Origin of the sequence: Alteromonas gracilis (genome assembly GCF_002993325.1) — a bacterium.
Lineage (GTDB): Bacteria > Pseudomonadota > Gammaproteobacteria > Enterobacterales > Alteromonadaceae > Alteromonas > Alteromonas gracilis.
This window is the reverse complement of record NZ_PVNO01000005.1, coordinates 53,101-69,801: the sequence shown is the minus strand read 5'-3', so window position 1 is coordinate 69,801 and position 16,701 is coordinate 53,101. Positions and strand designations below refer to the sequence as shown.

Sequence of the window (16,701 nt, the reverse complement as noted above, 5' to 3'; positions counted from 1 at the left end):
AGTTTTTTTAAGGCAAAATAAATAAAAAATTTGTTTTGCTTTCCCATAAAACCCTCCGTAGAATCCGCACAAATTTTAGCCAGACTCTTTTCCTATGCGTCTGGCTTTTTTGTCTTATTTATCTCATATTAAAGTTATCAAAACTTAAGGGCAGTGTGTTGGATACCGTTGAATTTATTCAAATTCGTAAATTTATAGTGAAGCTAGGAAAAATGCTGCACAAGTACGGTACCCCTGCGTTCCGTCTTGAAGCTTACCTTGGTGAAGTCGCCAAATATTTGGGCGTCCACGCTTCATTTATTTCAACGCCCACGTCACTAACTTTTGTTATCTGGAGCGACCGTCACGAAGACGAATACAATCATGCGGCCCGTTTGTTACCTGGCGATCTAGACATGAATGCATTGTCCCTCACCGACGAACTAGCCAGCGAACTCCTATCGGGCAAATTAACACTAAGTGAAGCAGACAAGCGTTTAGACGAAATTGACGCCATGGGTAGCCCCTACGGGAAATGGGTAACCGGTGTTGCCTTTGCCATGGCTACTGGCGCATTTGCCATGCTGATGGGAGCTAGCTGGAGTGAAATTGGCTGGTCGGGCGCGCTAGGTATTGTGGCCTATTTATGGACCTTATGGGCACAGCAGTCTAAACGCGTAAACTTAATGCTAGAGCCAGTTACCGCATTTGTAGGCGGTATTCTTGCCTGCGCTATCGGTCAGTACGTTGACCCAGGCATCAACATTCCGCTGGTTGTGCTTTCATCGGTCATTGTGTTTGTGCCAGGTCTTGCCTTAACCATGGGCCTTGCCGAGCTGTCATCCCGTAATATGGTGTCGGGTACCGCCCGCACCATGGACGCTATCATGCAGCTGTTTAAATTGTACTTTGGCGCGTTTCTGGGTGTGTCTGTGGGCTTTAGCGCGTTCGGTGAAAACGTGTATACGCCAGCAGAATCATTGCCTTACTGGGCAACGTGGCTCGCGGTATTCTTACTGTGTATTGCCCTAGTTGCGATATTCAGAACGCGTATTAAACATATTCCTTGGGCGCTGGCAGCGGCATTTATTGCCTACAGCGCTACCGCATGGAGCTCAGATTACATGAGCCCGGGGCTAGGTGCATTCGTGGGTGCATTCGCATTAGGTATTTTTGCTAACGCGTTTACTCGCATTGCCAACCAACCAGCTACCATTGTTGCCATGCACGGGCTTATCGTGTTGGTGCCGGGGTCTAAAACCTATATTGGTTTGAACTCGTTTATGACCGGCCAAGACTTTGTAAAGGCCGATCATTTAGGCCAAGAAGTGTTTCTTATTTTTATGTCGCTAGTGGCGGGGCTTATTTTTGCTAACGTGGTTGTACCCACTAAAAAGGCACTATAACACTGGTACGCCAGCGAGTAGATTTCGCGCTAAATTACTTAACGCACCACTGGCAGTTAGGATGCACAACGTCCTTAGCGCAGCCTAACAAATGAGAAAGTCGCGCTATTTAAGCAACTTAATTAGTGCGCGCCCTAAACGGGCGTTAAGTGCGCCTGCAGCTATGGCTTCGGCCGAGTTTTCCATAAACTTGGCCGACAAGCTGCCACCAATTTGATTGGCGACTTCATCGGTAGCCAAGTCAAATACGCCCTGCGCCGCAATGTTTTGAGCCAGCACTTTTAGCAATTTCCAGTTTCCTGCTGTACTTGGCCTTAGCCCATATACACGGGCCATACGGCGAATGGTACGAAAGCTAATCCAAATCACAGCAAAGGTTTGAATAAGATTGTTTGGGCTAATAAACGCCAGGCTTCCAGCCGTTACCGACTCTTTATTGAGTACCTTATGGGCCTTTTCCTGTACAGGCTTTAATACCGTATCTTCGTAAAGACCAAGTCGTTCTGGCCCTGTCATATCGTCTTGAAGTTGCTGTTTATATCGGTCGAAGCAGTGCGCTGCGTAAGAGCCCCGGGAAAAGCGTTTTCCGTGCTGACTTAACACCCGGTCTATTTTTTGTGGTGAAGTTTCATTTCGCTTATTAACCAGCAAATTTCGAATAACACCAGCATCTTCCATCGCCGTATTCACTTGCTTGTAGCCGCGCCACTCTTTGAAACTTAAAAAGCTAAAACAGCTAACAAACCCCACCAGTAGCGCACCTAATACGCCTGTTCCAATGGGATGGTCAGAAACGTTAGCAGCAAGGGTGGTATAGGCTTCAAATACAAAAAAGCCAATTAACGAAACAACGCCAAACCCCAAGGTTGCCGCACCTAAAGAAATGCCCTCTTTATTTACATCTACTTCCCACACGTCTTCACTAACTTGCTGTGGAAGCTTGGTCTTGGGCTGTGCAATATCTAAGGTTTGTGTTTTTACCTTAGTTTTGTACTGCGGTTTATTCACAGAGCCTGATTTGTGCGTTGGCTCGCCATCTTGATAATCATTACCGTCATCAGCGGTTGTTTCATTTAGCTGCTCATCATACTGATCACGTTGTTGAGACACGTGTTCCGAATAAGCCGTGCCGTCTTGCTCGCCAAACCCATTATTTTTAAGCGTAGACGGGCCAGTAGGTTCTGGGCTTTCATCAAATTTATAAGGTTTATCGCTCATTCTTGCTCTCCTTTGCCCAGTAAAAACTGAAGCAGTCTGTCTACGCCCTTACCTGCTAAAATGCGCGCTTTAAAATCATTAGGCACACTCACATCAGGTACTGGAAAATGGCTGCCTTCTTCCATTTCTTTCAGCGTGCTTGGAATGGGTTCAAAAATAGATTCGACATAGCGGCCATCAGTGTCTTGATAGCGAATAGCATCTTCGTTACTGCCATCATCGGTCACTTGCATGCTAGATACTAAAAAGTGTTCGAATTGAATAGGCTTATCATCGAACCGAGCTCTGGCTCCTTCAGTAATTTGAGTAAGTAAACTGAGTAAGTTTGCACGCTGACTTACTGGCACGAGATCTGACTTGGTCGCTACAAACGCCACTTTGCCTATTTGTTCTTTTTTCAGCACATTGCGCGAAAACCACGTGCTTTGTCCGTACACAAAAGTGTCGGCCAAATGGCTTAAAGTTTCCTTTAACTGATACAAGTGCTGCCTGCTGTGGTTAAGCCCTTCAAACAAATCCACCAGAATAATTTGCTTATCGGTTTCTTTAAAAATGGACTGTTTTAACGGCGTTAGCCATCGACTTTGAAATTTCGAAAAATGCTTATCAAAAATTTTGAACCACGGGTGCGATACATCGCTGGTAATGCTAGACGGTAGTGGCGTGAAACCAAACGCCTGCCAATCGAAATCGCTCGATTCTAATAGAAAGCTGCCTGGCTGAAGTAGTGATATACCGTTCGCTTTGGCGTTAATAAGGTAATCCCGATAGGCGTTAACGAGTAGCTTAATACGCTGCTCTGTAGGCTCTTGCTCGAAATCGAATTGATTGACAAACGCTTTCCACTGACTGGCAAAATACTGCTGGGGCCCGCTGCTTAACTGCGCCCACGCAGAGTCTGACCAATGGGCGTAGGTTTTACTTAGCATAGGAATATCGGTCACCCATTCCCCTGGGTAATCGATAAACTCAAACACTACATCGCTGTGAGGCAGTACATGACGTTTTAGCGAGGCTGTTTCTTTAAGTCGTACTACTAGTTTAAAACCAAATGCTTCTTCGGTAGCTTTAGGCCACTGGCCGTTTTCAAGATCAGTAATATTCTGCAAATGAGGAAAGGGTTTATAGCCTTCAATGGGCTCTATTCGCATGTCTAGCACTTGAGAAGGCGGTAAATAACGTAGTAGGGGCAAACACGCATAGCCTTCTTCACTGCGGCTTTTTAGCATAGTGATAAGGCTGGTAAACAGCATGGACTTACCGCTTCGGCTAAGCCCGGTAATAGTGAACCGGTGGGTTTCTTTGTTAAACGCACTGCTTAGCTTGTCGCCAGTTAGCGACGCCATTGCCCGAGTTTTGTCAAAAAGCGTAGCGATATTCTTTTGCATTATTTTTGTTTGCTGCCTTTGCAGTTCCTGTTCCCTTGAACCTATACCTTAAAAATAACGTTCTGAGAGCGCGCCTTTCGCTTGATTGCTCTCACTTCATTGCTCTCACCTAATTTTAGGTACGACCTAAAGAGTAATGTGGTTATTAAGAGGTAAAAGCAAGGGCAGTGCCAGCTAAGTTATCACTGTGAAACAAAAAACGCGTTGTTTATTTAATGCTCGCGGGTTTGGTTGAAGAGCTTTTTCTTTATGCGATTTTTACTGGAATGCCAGTGATTCTTTGGCTTGCGCGGTGCATTTTCGATAACGTGTTCGAAATCGATATCTGATTTTTTGGTGGGCGGAACGTGGGCGCAAAAGAATGTATCAATTTGTGACTGCGCCAGCCTTTTTAAGCTTTCACGGTATTGGTTCGGGTGACACAACGGATACGGTGGAACGAGTTCGCCCTTCACCTGCACTAGCACGTCAGCAATGTAAGCCTGCTGCGTAGGAATGTGCGCAAGGGTTAAATCATGATCGGTGTGACCCGGCGTGTAGATTACCTGCCAGTCGGGAAAACCAGGCAACGTTTGGTTGTCTTTAAGCGTCATGTCTGGCGCTAAAATTGGATTATACCAAATTGGCATTCTTGGTTTGCCAATACGATTTGCCACCCACCAGGTTAACAGCAAATCGATACCGTGAGCAGTACGCCCTGCAAAACCAGCGTACCAATTAACCGCTTTAGGATGAGACGCCACTTGCGCGCCTGTGCGCTGACGCAACTTAATAGCGCCACCTGCGTGATCGGGATGCATGTGGGTAACCACAATAAGCTTTAAGTCAGTTAACGGTCGACCCAAGGTTTGCGTAATGTATTTGCACACATTGTCTACGTCGGCTCGGCTACAGCCATCAAGCAACAGCAAGCCATTGCTGTCTTCAACAAGATAAATATGCTGTATGTAGCCTGATAATGTGTGAATTTTCATTACTGCTTCCTGTTCACCAGTACGTGCGAGCTTACCAACAGTGACAGTCGATATGGCTGTGCATTCGTTTTTCCACGCTCTGTTTACTGCACGTTTTTCACAAAGTATTCAATACGTTAAACGCAAGCAGCGAGTCAGCACTGCATCTAACTCGATGGCGTTAGCACTATTGATTACGCCAAATCCTATCAGAATCTATCTGGTAAGACCAGATTCAGCGAACAAGTGTAGCATTAAATCGCGAAGCCACATCAGCCCGGGTTCGCCTTCTTGCTGGCTATGCCAGTAAAGGTGCGTTTCCAGTGCAGGTATTTGATAAGGCAGTTTAGTGCTTATCAGGTTATCGTCGCTTACCGCATCGGCCACAGAACCCGGCAAGGTTAACAAAGCCTCGGTATTAGCCACCACATCTGCTGCAGCCCGGTAATTTTGGCAACGCCACAAAGAGGGCCGACTTACGCCTAATTGTTGCAGCGCAATTTCTTCTACCGACGCGCCTTTAGCGCGGTTAGATACCGTAATATGACGTGCAGCCACGTACTTTTTCTTATCTAAATTCTGCGCCAAGGGGTTTTGCTTATTCATAAGCACTTTGTAGGTATCTCGACGTAAGAGAGAATGTGAAATAGGTGCTGCAACGGCGCGGCCAATATCAATAACTAAGTGAAGGTTTCGATTGGTTAAATCAGCCAGCATGGTGTCACGATGTAAGCGAGTGCTTACTATTTCGATATTAGGCGCCTGCTTTTCAAGGGTAGAGAGTAAAACTGGCAACACACCTAATTCTAACGACTCTTGCATGGCGATAACAAAGCGCTGATGGCTGTGTAACGGGTTGAAGTCAGCAAACTCCCCTAGCGCTTTTCGAATATCGCCCAAGGCTTTCAATATAGCGGGGGCTAACCGTTCGCAGGCAGCGGTAGGCAGCATACTTTGCTTTTCTTTTACAAAAAGCGGGTCGCCTAAAATATCCCGAAACCGGCGCATGGCATGGCTAACTGCCGACGGCGTAATGTGCAGCGCTTCAGCCACCCGGGTCATGTTTCTATGCTGCCAAAGGGCTTCAAACACCTTCAGCAAATTCAAATCGAGCTTTTCAAATTGTCTGTCTTCAAGCATTCGCCAAACCATGAATAAAATTCACACCATTTAAGGATTATATTTCATTTCATTCACTGAGCAAGTTTCTCTAGTATGAGCCTAACGAAGTACATTCGCGCGCCCTATTCGATGATCACAATACATGGTTTTGCGCGCTTGGATAAACAACCCGACCATGTGATGCGAAACTCAAATACGCTGTTTCTAAGCATTACAAACTAAAGCGAACAATATAAAGATAAAGGTACCCTATGGATTTCTCACATAACGACAAAACCAAAGCCTTATTAGAAAAACTTGATAACTTCATTGCTGAACATATAGCGCCAATTGAAAATGAAGTTTACGACTTTCATCATAAAGAAAATAATCACGGCGACTGGAAAAACTGGAAGCTGCACCCTGGCACTGAAGCACTTAAAGCCAAAGCACGTGAAGCAGGCTTAGCGAATTTATTCTTACCCGATGCTAAGCTAGGCCAAGGCCTGACTACGCTGGAATATGCGCCGATGGCTGAGCGCATGGGGAAATACTTGTTTGCCCCGGAAATCTTCAACTGTAATGCGCCTGATACCGGCAACATGGAAGTGCTGTATCACTTTGGTAGCGATGCACAAAAAGAACAGTGGCTGACACCATTGCTGGCTGGTGAAATTCGTTCAGTATTTGGCATGACAGAACCTGATGTTGCATCGTCTGATGCGACCAACATGGCCGCCACCATTATTGAAGATGGTGACGACGTTGTTATTAACGGCAAGAAGTGGTGGTCGACAGGCTTAGGCCATCCTAACGCGGCATTCACGATATTCATGGGTCTTAGCAACCCAGAAAATGACAAGCACAGCCGCCACAGTATGGTAATTGTGCCGCTAGACACACCCGGAATTACTATAAAGCGTATGCTAGATGCTTACGGCGATTACGACGCGCCATACGGCCACGGCGAAATGCACTTTGATAATGTTCGCGTAAGTAAGAACAACATTATCATGGGATTAGGCAAAGGGTTTGCTATAGCACAAGGTCGCTTAGGCCCAGGCCGCATTCACCACTGTATGCGCGCTATCGGTATGGCAGAGAAAGCATTAGAGCTTGCGCTTAAACGGGGTCACGAGCGCGTTGCCTTCGGTAAACCTATCATTCGCTTAGGTGGCAACCTAGAGCGTGTTGCGGATGCTCGTATGGCGATTGAGCAAGCGCGTTTGCTTACCCTTCACGCAGCATGGAAGATAGATAACCTTGGCGTTAAACACGCTATGACAGAGATCTCGGCCATCAAAGTAGTAGTGCCGAACATGCTACAAAGCGTGGTGGATATGGCACTTCAAATTCACGGCGGCGCAGGCATGTGTAGCGACTTCCCACTAGCACGCTTTGCGGCTGGCGCGAGAGCCCTTCGCCTAGCTGACGGCCCTGACGAAGTACATAAAGGTATGGTGTCGCGCCTAGAGCTTAAAAAATATCAGTAGCAAAAACTAACACAAAAAAATGCGGCTTAATGCCGCATTTTTATTATCTGCCGCCTACCTTTGAATAAAGTAGTCATCAATCTGACAACACTTAACTCGCAGTTTCAAAACCCTGTGCTATTTTTTTCATAGGTAGTGTAAAGGAGATGCCCCGTGTACGGCATGATAAACAAATTTATATCCACAACAGTGATTAATCGATACGGCCAATCTGCATGGGATGAAATAAAAACATCACTGGGGGATTACGAGTCGACCTTTCTTGAAGTGCAGCCATATAGTGATGAAGTGACATTCGGTATTGTAGGTGCTTCTGTTGAGCATTTAAACGTAGACTTAGCCGTATTTCTTCGTCAAATGGGGGAAGACTGGGTAAAAGAAACATCGCAAGGCAGCTACAAAGAAATGTATTCGCTGGTCTCAGGTGGCGCATTTGAATTTATTTCCAACTTAAACAACATGCACCAAGTAATCTCAGCCCAGCTGGAAGAACTAGTGCCCCCATCGTTTCTATGCGAGAAAAACGACGATGGCAGTATCACTATTCATTATCACTCATCACGAGACGGCCTTGAGCCTTTTGTGGAAGGCCTATTAATGGGTGTGTGCGAACACTTTAATCAACCGGCAATAATCTCAACCGTTAAACTGCGAGACGAGAACAACCCGTTTAGCACCTTTCGCATCGACTTTAAATGAGCTAGCCAGTGCAATCACAAACGTTTCAATTAGATTTTGATGAAAAGCTCAACATTGTTAATTTCAGTAATGCGTTTGGCAAAGTCTGCCCTGAGCTTACGGTAAACGCGCCGTTTTCAGAGCTATTTAAGCTTGTAGCACCACAGCTGCCTTTAAGCACCCAAATTATAAAAATGTTCAACGGGCAGCTAATTACTCTTTGCCCCATTAGCAGCCCCTCATTTGTTTTTGGTGGCGCGTTCTACGAAGTAGATGGCAACTATTGCTTTATCGGTTATCCGCAGCTAACCAACATGGGGCAGCTGTCGAAAATGAACCTGGCGTTAAACGACTTTGTGCATCACGACCCCATCAACTTTTACATTGGCACGCTTCAGCTAAAAGAAAGCATGTATCAGGAAATGATACAGCTTAATGACGAGTTAAAAGCTAGCGCGAAACATTTAGAGAAATTGGTAGAACAGCGCACACAGGAGCTATTGCATGCAGAGAAAATGGCGTCGCTTGGTGTGCTGGCAGCTGGTGTAGCCCATGAAATAAATAACCCGATAGGCTTCTTGTTAAGCAACTTAAATACGCTAAAAAGTTATATGGACGATATCGCCCCGCTTCTTACCAAGCTTAACAACTTGCCTGACAAAGAAAAGGAGCAACTCGATACGCTTACCAATATAGCAGTGAACTGGGATAACATTGATTTTATTTGCGAAGATATAGGGCCTTTAATTGACCAAAGTATTGATGGCAGTAAACGGGTAAGTAAAACCGTAGCGGGGCTGAAAAACTTTGCCCATCCGTCAGACTCTAAACAAGAAGTCATGTCGGTTCAGCAGGCTATCGATTTAACCCTGTCGCTACTTAATAACGAACTAAGGCACAATGTAACCCTTCACTATGAACGGGAAAACGATGTATATATCACCGGCAATTTAACCGAACTAAGCCAAGTTTTTATTAACCTTGTAATGAACGCTACCCAGGCAGTAGAAAAAGACGGCGTTATTTCAATTAAAACTGAAGAACTTGATCATTCGGTAAAAATTTACATCGCCGACAATGGCTGCGGTATTTCATCAGATAACCTACCCAAGCTCTTTCAGCCATTTTTTACAACAAAGGAAGTGGGCTCGGGCACAGGACTGGGTTTAGCCATTAGCCACGGCATTATTGAAAATCACAATGGCAGCATTTCCGTGGAAAGTAAGGAAGGCGTGGGCACCACGTTCACTATTGAACTACCGCTTGCTGACAGCGAAGCAATAGCAGAAAGTTAACTGGCGACGCCTTCGTCACAACCGTCAGTGAATGAAGACGGCACAATACGCCCACCGCATTACGCTAAAACACGTGTTAATACGGCGGGTGTATAGCGTAATTAAAACGTATACGACGCACTTAGCTGGGCGTTAATACCCGCGCCGTAATAACCCACGGTATGCAGGCTGTTAATGTACTTCTTATCGAAGATATTGTTGATGTTCATGCGAACGGTGAGGTCTTCATTAAACGCACGTGATGCATACACGTTCCCTAGGAAATACGAACCTTGCTCAACGTTGTAATCCACATTGCTTATTTCAGACTGCCAGCGACCACCAAAGCCTACTTCCACTTCTGGTGCTTGGGGAATGGTGTACCCTAGCTGGAACGTAACCACATCGCGCGGTGCCCATAGGTTAGCATCATTACCCTGCTCGTCTTCTACATCAATATTGGTGTAAGACGCATTAACACGCAGAGCATCGGTTACCTGCCCCGCTACTTCAATTTCAAAACCGTTAGACTCTACCGACACGCCTTTGTAGTAGAACTGAAGGGTGTCTGGATTAGTACCTGCGTAAGCTGCCAAGTTATCTTGCTCTGCTGTAAAGTACGCGAACGTTGTTAATAAACGGTCGTCGAACCACTGGGCTTTCACGCCGGCCTCAAAGTTTTGGCCTTTGGTTGGGTCTAGGTACTGACCGTTAATGTCGTACTGCTCTTGCGGCTGATACACGTCTGAATAACTCACATACGCGTTAATATATTCAGTTACCGCATAGGTTGCACCCACATAAGGGCTGGCTTCGCTTTCTGAGTTATCGATAACCGCACCAGCGTTTTGCCCTGTACGCTCAAAATCAATAGCGTTAAAGCCAGCAATGATATGCATTTCATCGGTAATGCTAAAACGGGCTGAACCGAAGTAACGGGTTAGGGTTTGTTCAATGTTTGAATACTCGGAAGCGGCCAGCCACTCTGGCTCTGCAATCGCATCTAGCGCATAAGGGAACGCTGGTGTGGGGCCGTAAGCAGGGGTAGTAGCATAGTCAAAGGCGTGAACGAAAGATACGTCATCGCTGGTAGCGTGGCTTACCCCAAAGTTTACTTCGTGATTACGGCCAAATAGGGAAAAGTCACCAAATACACGGCCTTCAACAAGATGAGAATCGCGCTCTGAGTCATAACGACCCGGCCAACCAACCAGGCCTAATCCCGTATCTTTATCAATAGCGCCGTAGGCGTAAAACAGTTTGCTTTGATCTTCAAAGTCGCGGTAGTTATAGCTAAGCAGCAATTGCCAATCGTTATCGAACACATAGTCTAGCTCTACAAAAGCATTGGTGGTTTCCGTATCCCACTTCGTCCACTCTTGAGAGGTGGTATCGCTAATGTCCCACTCGGCTTGGGTGCCATCGGTATAGTTAAACACTAGCCCGCCCCAGGTGTTGCCGTCGGTATTCGCATCTTGGTAAGACAACCCAAAGGTAACCGTAGCGTTATCGGTTAACTGGCCGTCGATAACACCGTACACAAAGCTGCGATCGTTCTCTAGGCCATCTAAGTGCGACTCTTTATCTTCAACGCTTGCTACTACGCGGGCTGCCCAGCTGCCATCTTCGGTAAGCAGCATTGAATAGTCGCCCTGTACGCGCTTAAAGTTGTACGAGCCAATGCTTGCGCCAATTTCACCCCCCTCTTCATTGGTTGGGCGCTTGCGCACATAGTTAATGGTACCCGACGCATTACCCACACCGGTTAGCAGGCCGTTGGCACCACGAATAACTTCAATTTTTTCATAGCCGTAGGCTTCCACAGCACCGGTAACAATGCCCCAGTCGTTCGGCAGGCCAACACCGTCTATTTGCGTGTTTTTAATTTCAAAACCACGGGCGGTGTAGTTAGTACGGTTAGTTTCCCACTCTTCTACGTTAATACCCGGCGCAAGCTTTAGCGCATCGTTAATATTAAACGCACCAAACGACTGCATTAAGTCTTCAGACAGAATACTAATAGACTGCGGCGTTTCGCTAATTTCCATGGTTAAGCCCGTTGCACCGCGGCTAACGCGGTTTTGACGAACCCCAACAATACGAATTTTTTCTACATCTGCTTCTTTAGCTTCTACCGTATCGCTTTGTGTGGTTTGCGCATTTACCGACAATGCAAACGCGATAGGCGTTAGTGCAAATAAACTGCTTAGTTTCATGGTTTTCTCTGCTATTGGTTTTGAAGGGTTGTATGTTTTCGGGGCAGGAGTATAAAACAGCTTAAACTTAATTTAAATGATAATTATTACTATTTACAATTGAGCAAAAGTGAAATCGCTAAACGCTGGCTGCGCTGAGGGTAATGCGATAATCTGTACTTTAGATCAGGGAGGCATCGACGTTTTGACTAGCAGTACAAAAGACACCATTACGCATTACAGCGAAAAAGCGCAGCACTATTACGATTTGTATAACTCGGTAGACGCCGAAAGTGTGCACGGCGATTGGAAAGCGTTTTTACAAAACGCCAAAGCAGGCACCGCGCTAGATGTAGGCGCAGGTAGTGGCCGCGACGCCAACTGGCTAGCCGAACAGGGCTGGAAAGTAACAGCCGCAGAGCCTGCCGATGAGTTAAGAAACCTTGCACAAGCCAATTCACATAACGGTGTTACATGGTGTAACGCCAGCTTGCCCGCGCTTACCGCCCTACCCCAACAGCCAAAAACATACGACCTAATACTGCTTTCAGCGGTATGGATGCACTTGCCAGAAGCTGAACGACCACCTGCATTGAAACGGTTAGCAGAGTTGCTTTCGGAAAACGGAACTATGTACATAAGCCTTCGGTTCGGCCCAAACGATGAAGCACGGCCTATGCACCCTGTAAGCTATGAGGAATTGGCTATCTTGGCGAAAAATAATGGACTAACTGCACGCAATTTAAACCCGGTTCCGAGTCAGGATAGTTTGAAGCGAGATGATGTGAAGTGGATTACGGTTGAAGTGGTGAAGGGATAATGACTGCTACAAATTATTTGGTTACCGGTAGAAACCAGCAATACCTTCTACATAAAATTCGCGATGCCCTAAAAAACGCTACAAGTATAGAAATAGCAGTTTCGTTTATTCGTATGTCAGGGCTAAGCCTCATCATTCAAGATATTGAAGATGCGATGAATTCAGAAGAACGCGATGTGAAGTTGTCATTGCTGACTTCAGACTATATGAACATAACTGAACCACAAGCGTTAAAGCGTTTGATGTTGCTTAAGGAGCGAGGCGCTGACATCCAAATCTTTGAAAGCAAGCAGGCCACCAGCTTTCATTTAAAGTCATACATTTTTGTCAAAAATAGTGGCGAAGCACTAATTTCAGCCAGAGCATTCGTTGGCTCTAGTAACATCAGTAAAACTGCCCTTACCGACGGTATAGAGTGGAACTATCGAATTGATTACCCGAATGATCACGACAAAGAAGCCATCGCCCGAATTGAAGAAATTCGAAAGCAGTATCGATACCTTTTTACATTGCCCCAAGTTAAGCCATTAACTTACGACTTAATAGCTGATTACGAAATTAGATACAACACAGCAAGGGTTGTTACACCAATTCAATCTGCAGCGTCACTGCCAGATGAGAAAGAGCATGAAATTCCGGAACCAAGAGAACACCAAGTAACTGCACTAGCGGCGCTTAATCAGGCCCGAGAAGATGGTGTTCAAAAAGGTTTAGTAGTACTAGCAACAGGTATGGGTAAAACCTACTTAGCGGCTTTTGATGCTGCGCAGGTAGATGCTAAAAAAGTACTCTTTGTAGCACATCGAGAAGAGATCTTACTTCAAGCTGAGGCTAGCTTTCTTAAAATACACCCAAACAAAAAGGTAGGTAGATACAGTGGAAAACAGAAAGATGAAGAGTATGACTTTTTGTTTGCCTCTATCCAAACCATCGGGCAGGTCACTCATCTAGCTAAGTTTACTGTTACTGCTTTCGACTATATTGTTGTGGACGAGTTTCATCACGCCGCAGCAGGTGGTTATCAACGTTTACTGGAGCATTTCACACCGTCATTTTTATTAGGGTTAACCGCTACGCCTAACAGAACTGATGGGAGCGATATCCTCAAGCTATGCGATAACAACCTTATTTACCAGCAAGACTTGTTTGATGGCGTAAAAGCAGAGGCATTGTGCCCTTTTACTTACTTCGGAATATTCGACAAGGAAGTAGATTACGAGCACCTACCTTGGCGCAATGGTAAATTCGACCCTGAAAAGCTTTCTAATAAACTAGCAACTAAAGGCCGTGCAAAGCATGTGCTTTCTGAGTGGAAAGTAAAGTCGCAAGATGTATCACTGGCTTTTTGCGTGTCCCGTAAACACGCCGATTACATGGCAGATTACTTTAATCAACAAGGTGTAGCAGCTGCGAGCGTCCACTCTGATTCATCTCTTACGCGCAGCGAAGCCCTAGAAAAGCTTAACAACGGCGAAATTAAAATACTGTTCTCGGTAGACCTATTTAACGAAGGCGTTGATTTACCAAAGATAGATACCGTATTAATGCTTAGGCCTACTGAATCAAAAATTCTCTTCCTACAGCAAATGGGGCGTGGCCTTCGTAAAAGCGAAGGAAAAGATAGGCTTATTATTTTAGATTTTGTGGGAAATCATCATAGCTTTTTAAACCGCCCAGAAATGTTGTTTGCTAGCATTATAGATGGACCGCAAAACCGCAGAAAAATAGTCGACCTTGCAAAAAGTGCAAACAAACTACTTCCAGCCGGTTGTTACGTTAACTTCGACTTAGAGTTTATCGATTTCCTTACAAGCCTTTCTGAAGACGAGCTAGATATTCAATACGACAGGTTAAAAGAAACGCTAGGCAGAAGACCCACCTACACTGAGTTCTATAATGCGGGCGCGAGTCTAGAAAAACTTAGACGAAATCGAGGATCATGGTGGGAGTTTGTTGATAGCAAAGGCGACCTTAAAGCTGACGAACTGGAAGTGCTTGAAGAGCACCTACAGTGGTTTAAAGACCTAGCTGTTACTCGTACTTCGAAATGCTACAAGTTGGTGTTACTTACCACTCTGATTGAGCATAAAGCTTTTCAGTCACAGGTAAGTATTGATGACTTAGCAGAATGGGCCCGGCAGTGGTTTTTAGATAACCCAGAATGGATTTCAGACTTACCGGAAAGTAAACAACAACTAGCCTCGTTAAGTAAATCAGAATGGCGAGCCCACTGGCGTACTAACCCGGTAAAATTTTGGTGTACTGAAGAGCCTGAATCGAAGATTGCTTGGTTTGATATTAGTAATCAGCAATTCCATTTCAAACAAAGTATTTCAGCAATTCAACATGATTTGTTTTTATCAATGACCTTTGAGATTAATAAACAGCGCCTTGCTAGTTACAAGCACAAAAGGTTATCTATAACTACTCCTTCTACAAGTAATGTTGTCCAGTTTCCCGAGAGAGTACAACTACCATTTTTCCCAAATATAAAAATAGCTTGCGGTCATTTCAAAACGGGTAATGCCGAGGTATCTGAGCTTGTAAATGCGCCATTTGGTTATGGGAATATAGATAACTCTCGACATTTCATCGCCCGTGCATCTGGTAATTCTATGAACGGCGGTAAGAACCCTATTTATGATGGTGACTACCTGCTTTTAGAGCAAATCACACCAAATAATGCTGGTAGTATTAGCAATACGACAGTAGCCATCGAAAGGCAGGATGAAACTGGCGACAATCAATACTTACTGCGGAAAGTACTTAAAAATCCAGATGGCTCGTATACCTTGAGAGCAGCCAATCCAGATTATGATGACATGATAGCAAGTGAAGAAATGGTGACATTCGCGCGCTTAAAAGGAAAAGTCGACCCACTGGAGCTGTTTGTAGGACACGAGCTAATGCGAGAAGAGATACCGCCACTTTTCAACGAAGAATTTAATCCTGGTAACTGGCAATCTGGTCATGTAGTCCTTAAAGAGAAGAATGTTCAGATTTTGTTAGTTACTTTAAACAAACAAGGAAAAGGCAGCGAACATCAGTACCACGATTACTTTATTGACGATAAACATTTTCATTGGCAGTCGCAAAATAGCACTTCACCAAGTAACAAGCGTGGAAGAGAAATAGTTGAACACCAGAAATTAGGTAGCCACGTTTACCTTTTCGTTCGAGAGGGCAAATTGAGAGGGAAAACAGCTTCACCTTTTATGTTCTATGGCGAGGTGAAATATATTAGTCATGAGAGTGAAAAGCCGATGAATGTGACATGGGAATTATTGAGTCAGTGAATGAGATTAATACCTACTTCTTAATTCAAATACCTTATTAAAGGTTGGATAATATTAACCTACAGTATTTGAGAACAAGGATGTTTAGGTATGCCGAGAAAACACCATTCTATTTCAGATCTTCTTTTACAAGCACCATGGTGGGTATCTGTTGTAACAGCTGCAATCGTATATATCGTAATGGGCTTTATAATTCCATCAATAGAAACTAACAATCAGTTTTTAGATATTGTTTTTAATGCAGTCGCAGTGCCTGCGCCCTTTTTCAGTATTGTATTCCTACTTTTAGCGCCTCTCTCGTTTTTAAACTCCCGTAGAAAAATAGAATTGTTAAACCAGCAAACTAACTTAAATTCAATTCGAAAACTTCACTGGAAAAATTTTGAAGAACTTGTCGCAGAAGCATACAGAAGACTGGGATACCAGGTTACTGAGGGTGGGTTCGGGCCAGACGGTGGTATCGATTTAGAGCTAAGAAAAGACGGAGAGGTTTCACTAGTTCAATGCAAGCATTGGAAGACTCAGAAAGTAGGCGTAAATGTTATTCGTGAAATGTATGGTGTACTTGCTGCTAGCAATGCTACTCAAATCAATATCATTTGTTCGGGAAAATTTACTCAAGAGGCCTATAGTTTTGCAGCCGACAAACCTATATTTCTTATAAGTGGGAACGAACTTGAAGCACTAATCCGAGATATTCAATCGCCTGTAGCCAAATCCGAAGAGAAGCAAGCTTTTTGCCCTCGTTGCGGAAAAGACTTGGTCGAGAGAGTTGCGAAGCGGGGCGTCAATCTGGGCAAAACGTTCCTAGGGTGTTCTAACTTCCCTAAATGCCGTTACACAAAACAGACGTGAACGCGCGACCTTTGCCTCCGGAGTGCAAAGGCCAGCACTCATTTA

12 protein-coding genes are annotated in these 16,701 nt (G+C 44.9%); 7 read left to right on the top strand and 5 right to left on the bottom strand.

What is annotated here, in order from left to right; genetic code table 11:
- The first annotated feature begins 158 nt into the window (after nucleotides 1–158).
- The gene (locus tag C6Y39_RS03050; RefSeq protein WP_105929857.1) at nucleotides 159–1,385 is read left to right on the top strand and encodes a threonine/serine exporter family protein; all 1,227 of its coding nucleotides are present in this window, start codon (nucleotides 159–161) and stop codon (nucleotides 1,383–1,385) included.
- A gap of 105 nt (nucleotides 1,386–1,490) precedes the next feature.
- Here C6Y39_RS03050 and C6Y39_RS03045 read toward each other — a convergent pair whose 3' ends face one another.
- The 4 genes from C6Y39_RS03045 to C6Y39_RS03030 all read right to left on the bottom strand — a co-directional run bounded on the left by C6Y39_RS03045 (nucleotide 1,491) and on the right by C6Y39_RS03030 (nucleotide 6,096).
- On the bottom strand, nucleotides 1,491–2,603 hold the full coding sequence (locus C6Y39_RS03045; protein WP_105929856.1) for a YcjF family protein: 1,113 nt from the start codon (nucleotides 2,601–2,603) through the stop codon (nucleotides 1,491–1,493).
- Nucleotides 2,600–3,991, bottom strand: coding sequence for a YcjX family protein (locus C6Y39_RS03040; protein ID WP_105929855.1), 1,392 nt, complete (start codon nucleotides 3,989–3,991; stop codon nucleotides 2,600–2,602). The genes C6Y39_RS03045 and C6Y39_RS03040 overlap by 4 nt, the downstream gene beginning before the upstream one ends.
- A 212-nt stretch (nucleotides 3,992–4,203) precedes the next feature.
- On the bottom strand, nucleotides 4,204–4,965 hold the full coding sequence (locus C6Y39_RS03035; protein ID WP_105929854.1) for an MBL fold metallo-hydrolase: 762 nt from the start codon (nucleotides 4,963–4,965) through the stop codon (nucleotides 4,204–4,206).
- A 195-nt stretch (nucleotides 4,966–5,160) separates the two neighbouring features.
- Nucleotides 5,161–6,096: a LysR family transcriptional regulator gene (locus tag C6Y39_RS03030; RefSeq protein WP_240618793.1), complete on the bottom strand. Its 936-nt coding sequence runs from the start codon at nucleotides 6,094–6,096 to the stop codon at nucleotides 5,161–5,163.
- Nucleotides 6,097–6,317: 221 nt separating this feature from the next.
- Between C6Y39_RS03030 and C6Y39_RS03025 the strand changes: the two genes are divergently transcribed.
- The 3 genes from C6Y39_RS03025 to C6Y39_RS03015 all read left to right on the top strand — a co-directional run bounded on the left by C6Y39_RS03025 (nucleotide 6,318) and on the right by C6Y39_RS03015 (nucleotide 9,511).
- Nucleotides 6,318–7,538, top strand: a complete 1,221-nt coding sequence (locus tag C6Y39_RS03025; protein WP_105929853.1) for an acyl-CoA dehydrogenase family protein — start codon at nucleotides 6,318–6,320, stop codon at nucleotides 7,536–7,538.
- Between the two features lie 162 nt (nucleotides 7,539–7,700).
- Nucleotides 7,701–8,237, top strand: a complete 537-nt coding sequence (locus C6Y39_RS03020) for a heme NO-binding domain-containing protein (protein ID WP_240618805.1) — start codon at nucleotides 7,701–7,703, stop codon at nucleotides 8,235–8,237.
- An 8-nt stretch (nucleotides 8,238–8,245) separates the two neighbouring features.
- Entirely contained in the window at nucleotides 8,246–9,511 is a 1,266-nt protein-coding gene (locus C6Y39_RS03015) for a sensor histidine kinase (protein WP_105929851.1), read from the top strand.
- 101 nt (nucleotides 9,512–9,612) lie between these two features.
- Here the strand turns inward: C6Y39_RS03015 and C6Y39_RS03010 are convergent, their stop codons facing one another.
- Entirely contained in the window at nucleotides 9,613–11,706 is a 2,094-nt protein-coding gene (locus tag C6Y39_RS03010) for a TonB-dependent siderophore receptor (RefSeq protein WP_105929850.1), read from the bottom strand.
- Between the two features lie 109 nt (nucleotides 11,707–11,815).
- Here C6Y39_RS03010 and C6Y39_RS03005 point away from each other — a divergent pair, with 109 nt between their 5' ends.
- The 3 genes from C6Y39_RS03005 (at nucleotide 11,816) to C6Y39_RS02995 (ending at nucleotide 16,656) form a co-directional block, all read left to right on the top strand.
- Nucleotides 11,816–12,505, top strand: coding sequence for a class I SAM-dependent methyltransferase (locus C6Y39_RS03005; protein WP_240618792.1), 690 nt, complete (start codon nucleotides 11,816–11,818; stop codon nucleotides 12,503–12,505).
- Nucleotides 12,505–15,801, top strand: coding sequence for a DUF3427 domain-containing protein (locus C6Y39_RS03000; protein ID WP_105929849.1), 3,297 nt, complete (start codon nucleotides 12,505–12,507; stop codon nucleotides 15,799–15,801). Before C6Y39_RS03005 ends, C6Y39_RS03000 begins: the two co-directional genes overlap by 1 nt.
- A gap of 90 nt (nucleotides 15,802–15,891) precedes the next feature.
- Entirely contained in the window at nucleotides 15,892–16,656 is a 765-nt protein-coding gene (locus tag C6Y39_RS02995) for a restriction endonuclease (RefSeq protein ID WP_105929848.1), read from the top strand.
- Nucleotides 16,657–16,701 lie beyond the last annotated feature (45 nt).

Coding starts and splice junctions, on each gene's coding strand:
- C6Y39_RS03045 (WP_105929856.1), bottom strand. CDS start 2,603: ATGAGCGATAAACCTTATAAATTTGATGAAAGCCCAGAACCTACTGGC.
- C6Y39_RS03040 (WP_105929855.1), bottom strand. CDS start 3,991: ATGCAAAAGAATATCGCTACGCTTTTTGACAAAACTCGGGCAATGGCG.
- C6Y39_RS03035 (WP_105929854.1), bottom strand. CDS start 4,965: ATGAAAATTCACACATTATCAGGCTACATACAGCATATTTATCTTGTT.
- C6Y39_RS03030 (WP_240618793.1), bottom strand. CDS start 6,096: ATGGTTTGGCGAATGCTTGAAGACAGACAATTTGAAAAGCTCGATTTG.
- C6Y39_RS03025 (WP_105929853.1), top strand. CDS start 6,318: ATGGATTTCTCACATAACGACAAAACCAAAGCCTTATTAGAAAAACTT.
- C6Y39_RS03020 (WP_240618805.1), top strand. CDS start 7,701: ATGATAAACAAATTTATATCCACAACAGTGATTAATCGATACGGCCAA.
- C6Y39_RS03010 (WP_105929850.1), bottom strand. CDS start 11,706: ATGAAACTAAGCAGTTTATTTGCACTAACGCCTATCGCGTTTGCATTG.
- C6Y39_RS03000 (WP_105929849.1), top strand. CDS start 12,505: ATGACTGCTACAAATTATTTGGTTACCGGTAGAAACCAGCAATACCTT.
- C6Y39_RS02995 (WP_105929848.1), top strand. CDS start 15,892: ATGCCGAGAAAACACCATTCTATTTCAGATCTTCTTTTACAAGCACCA.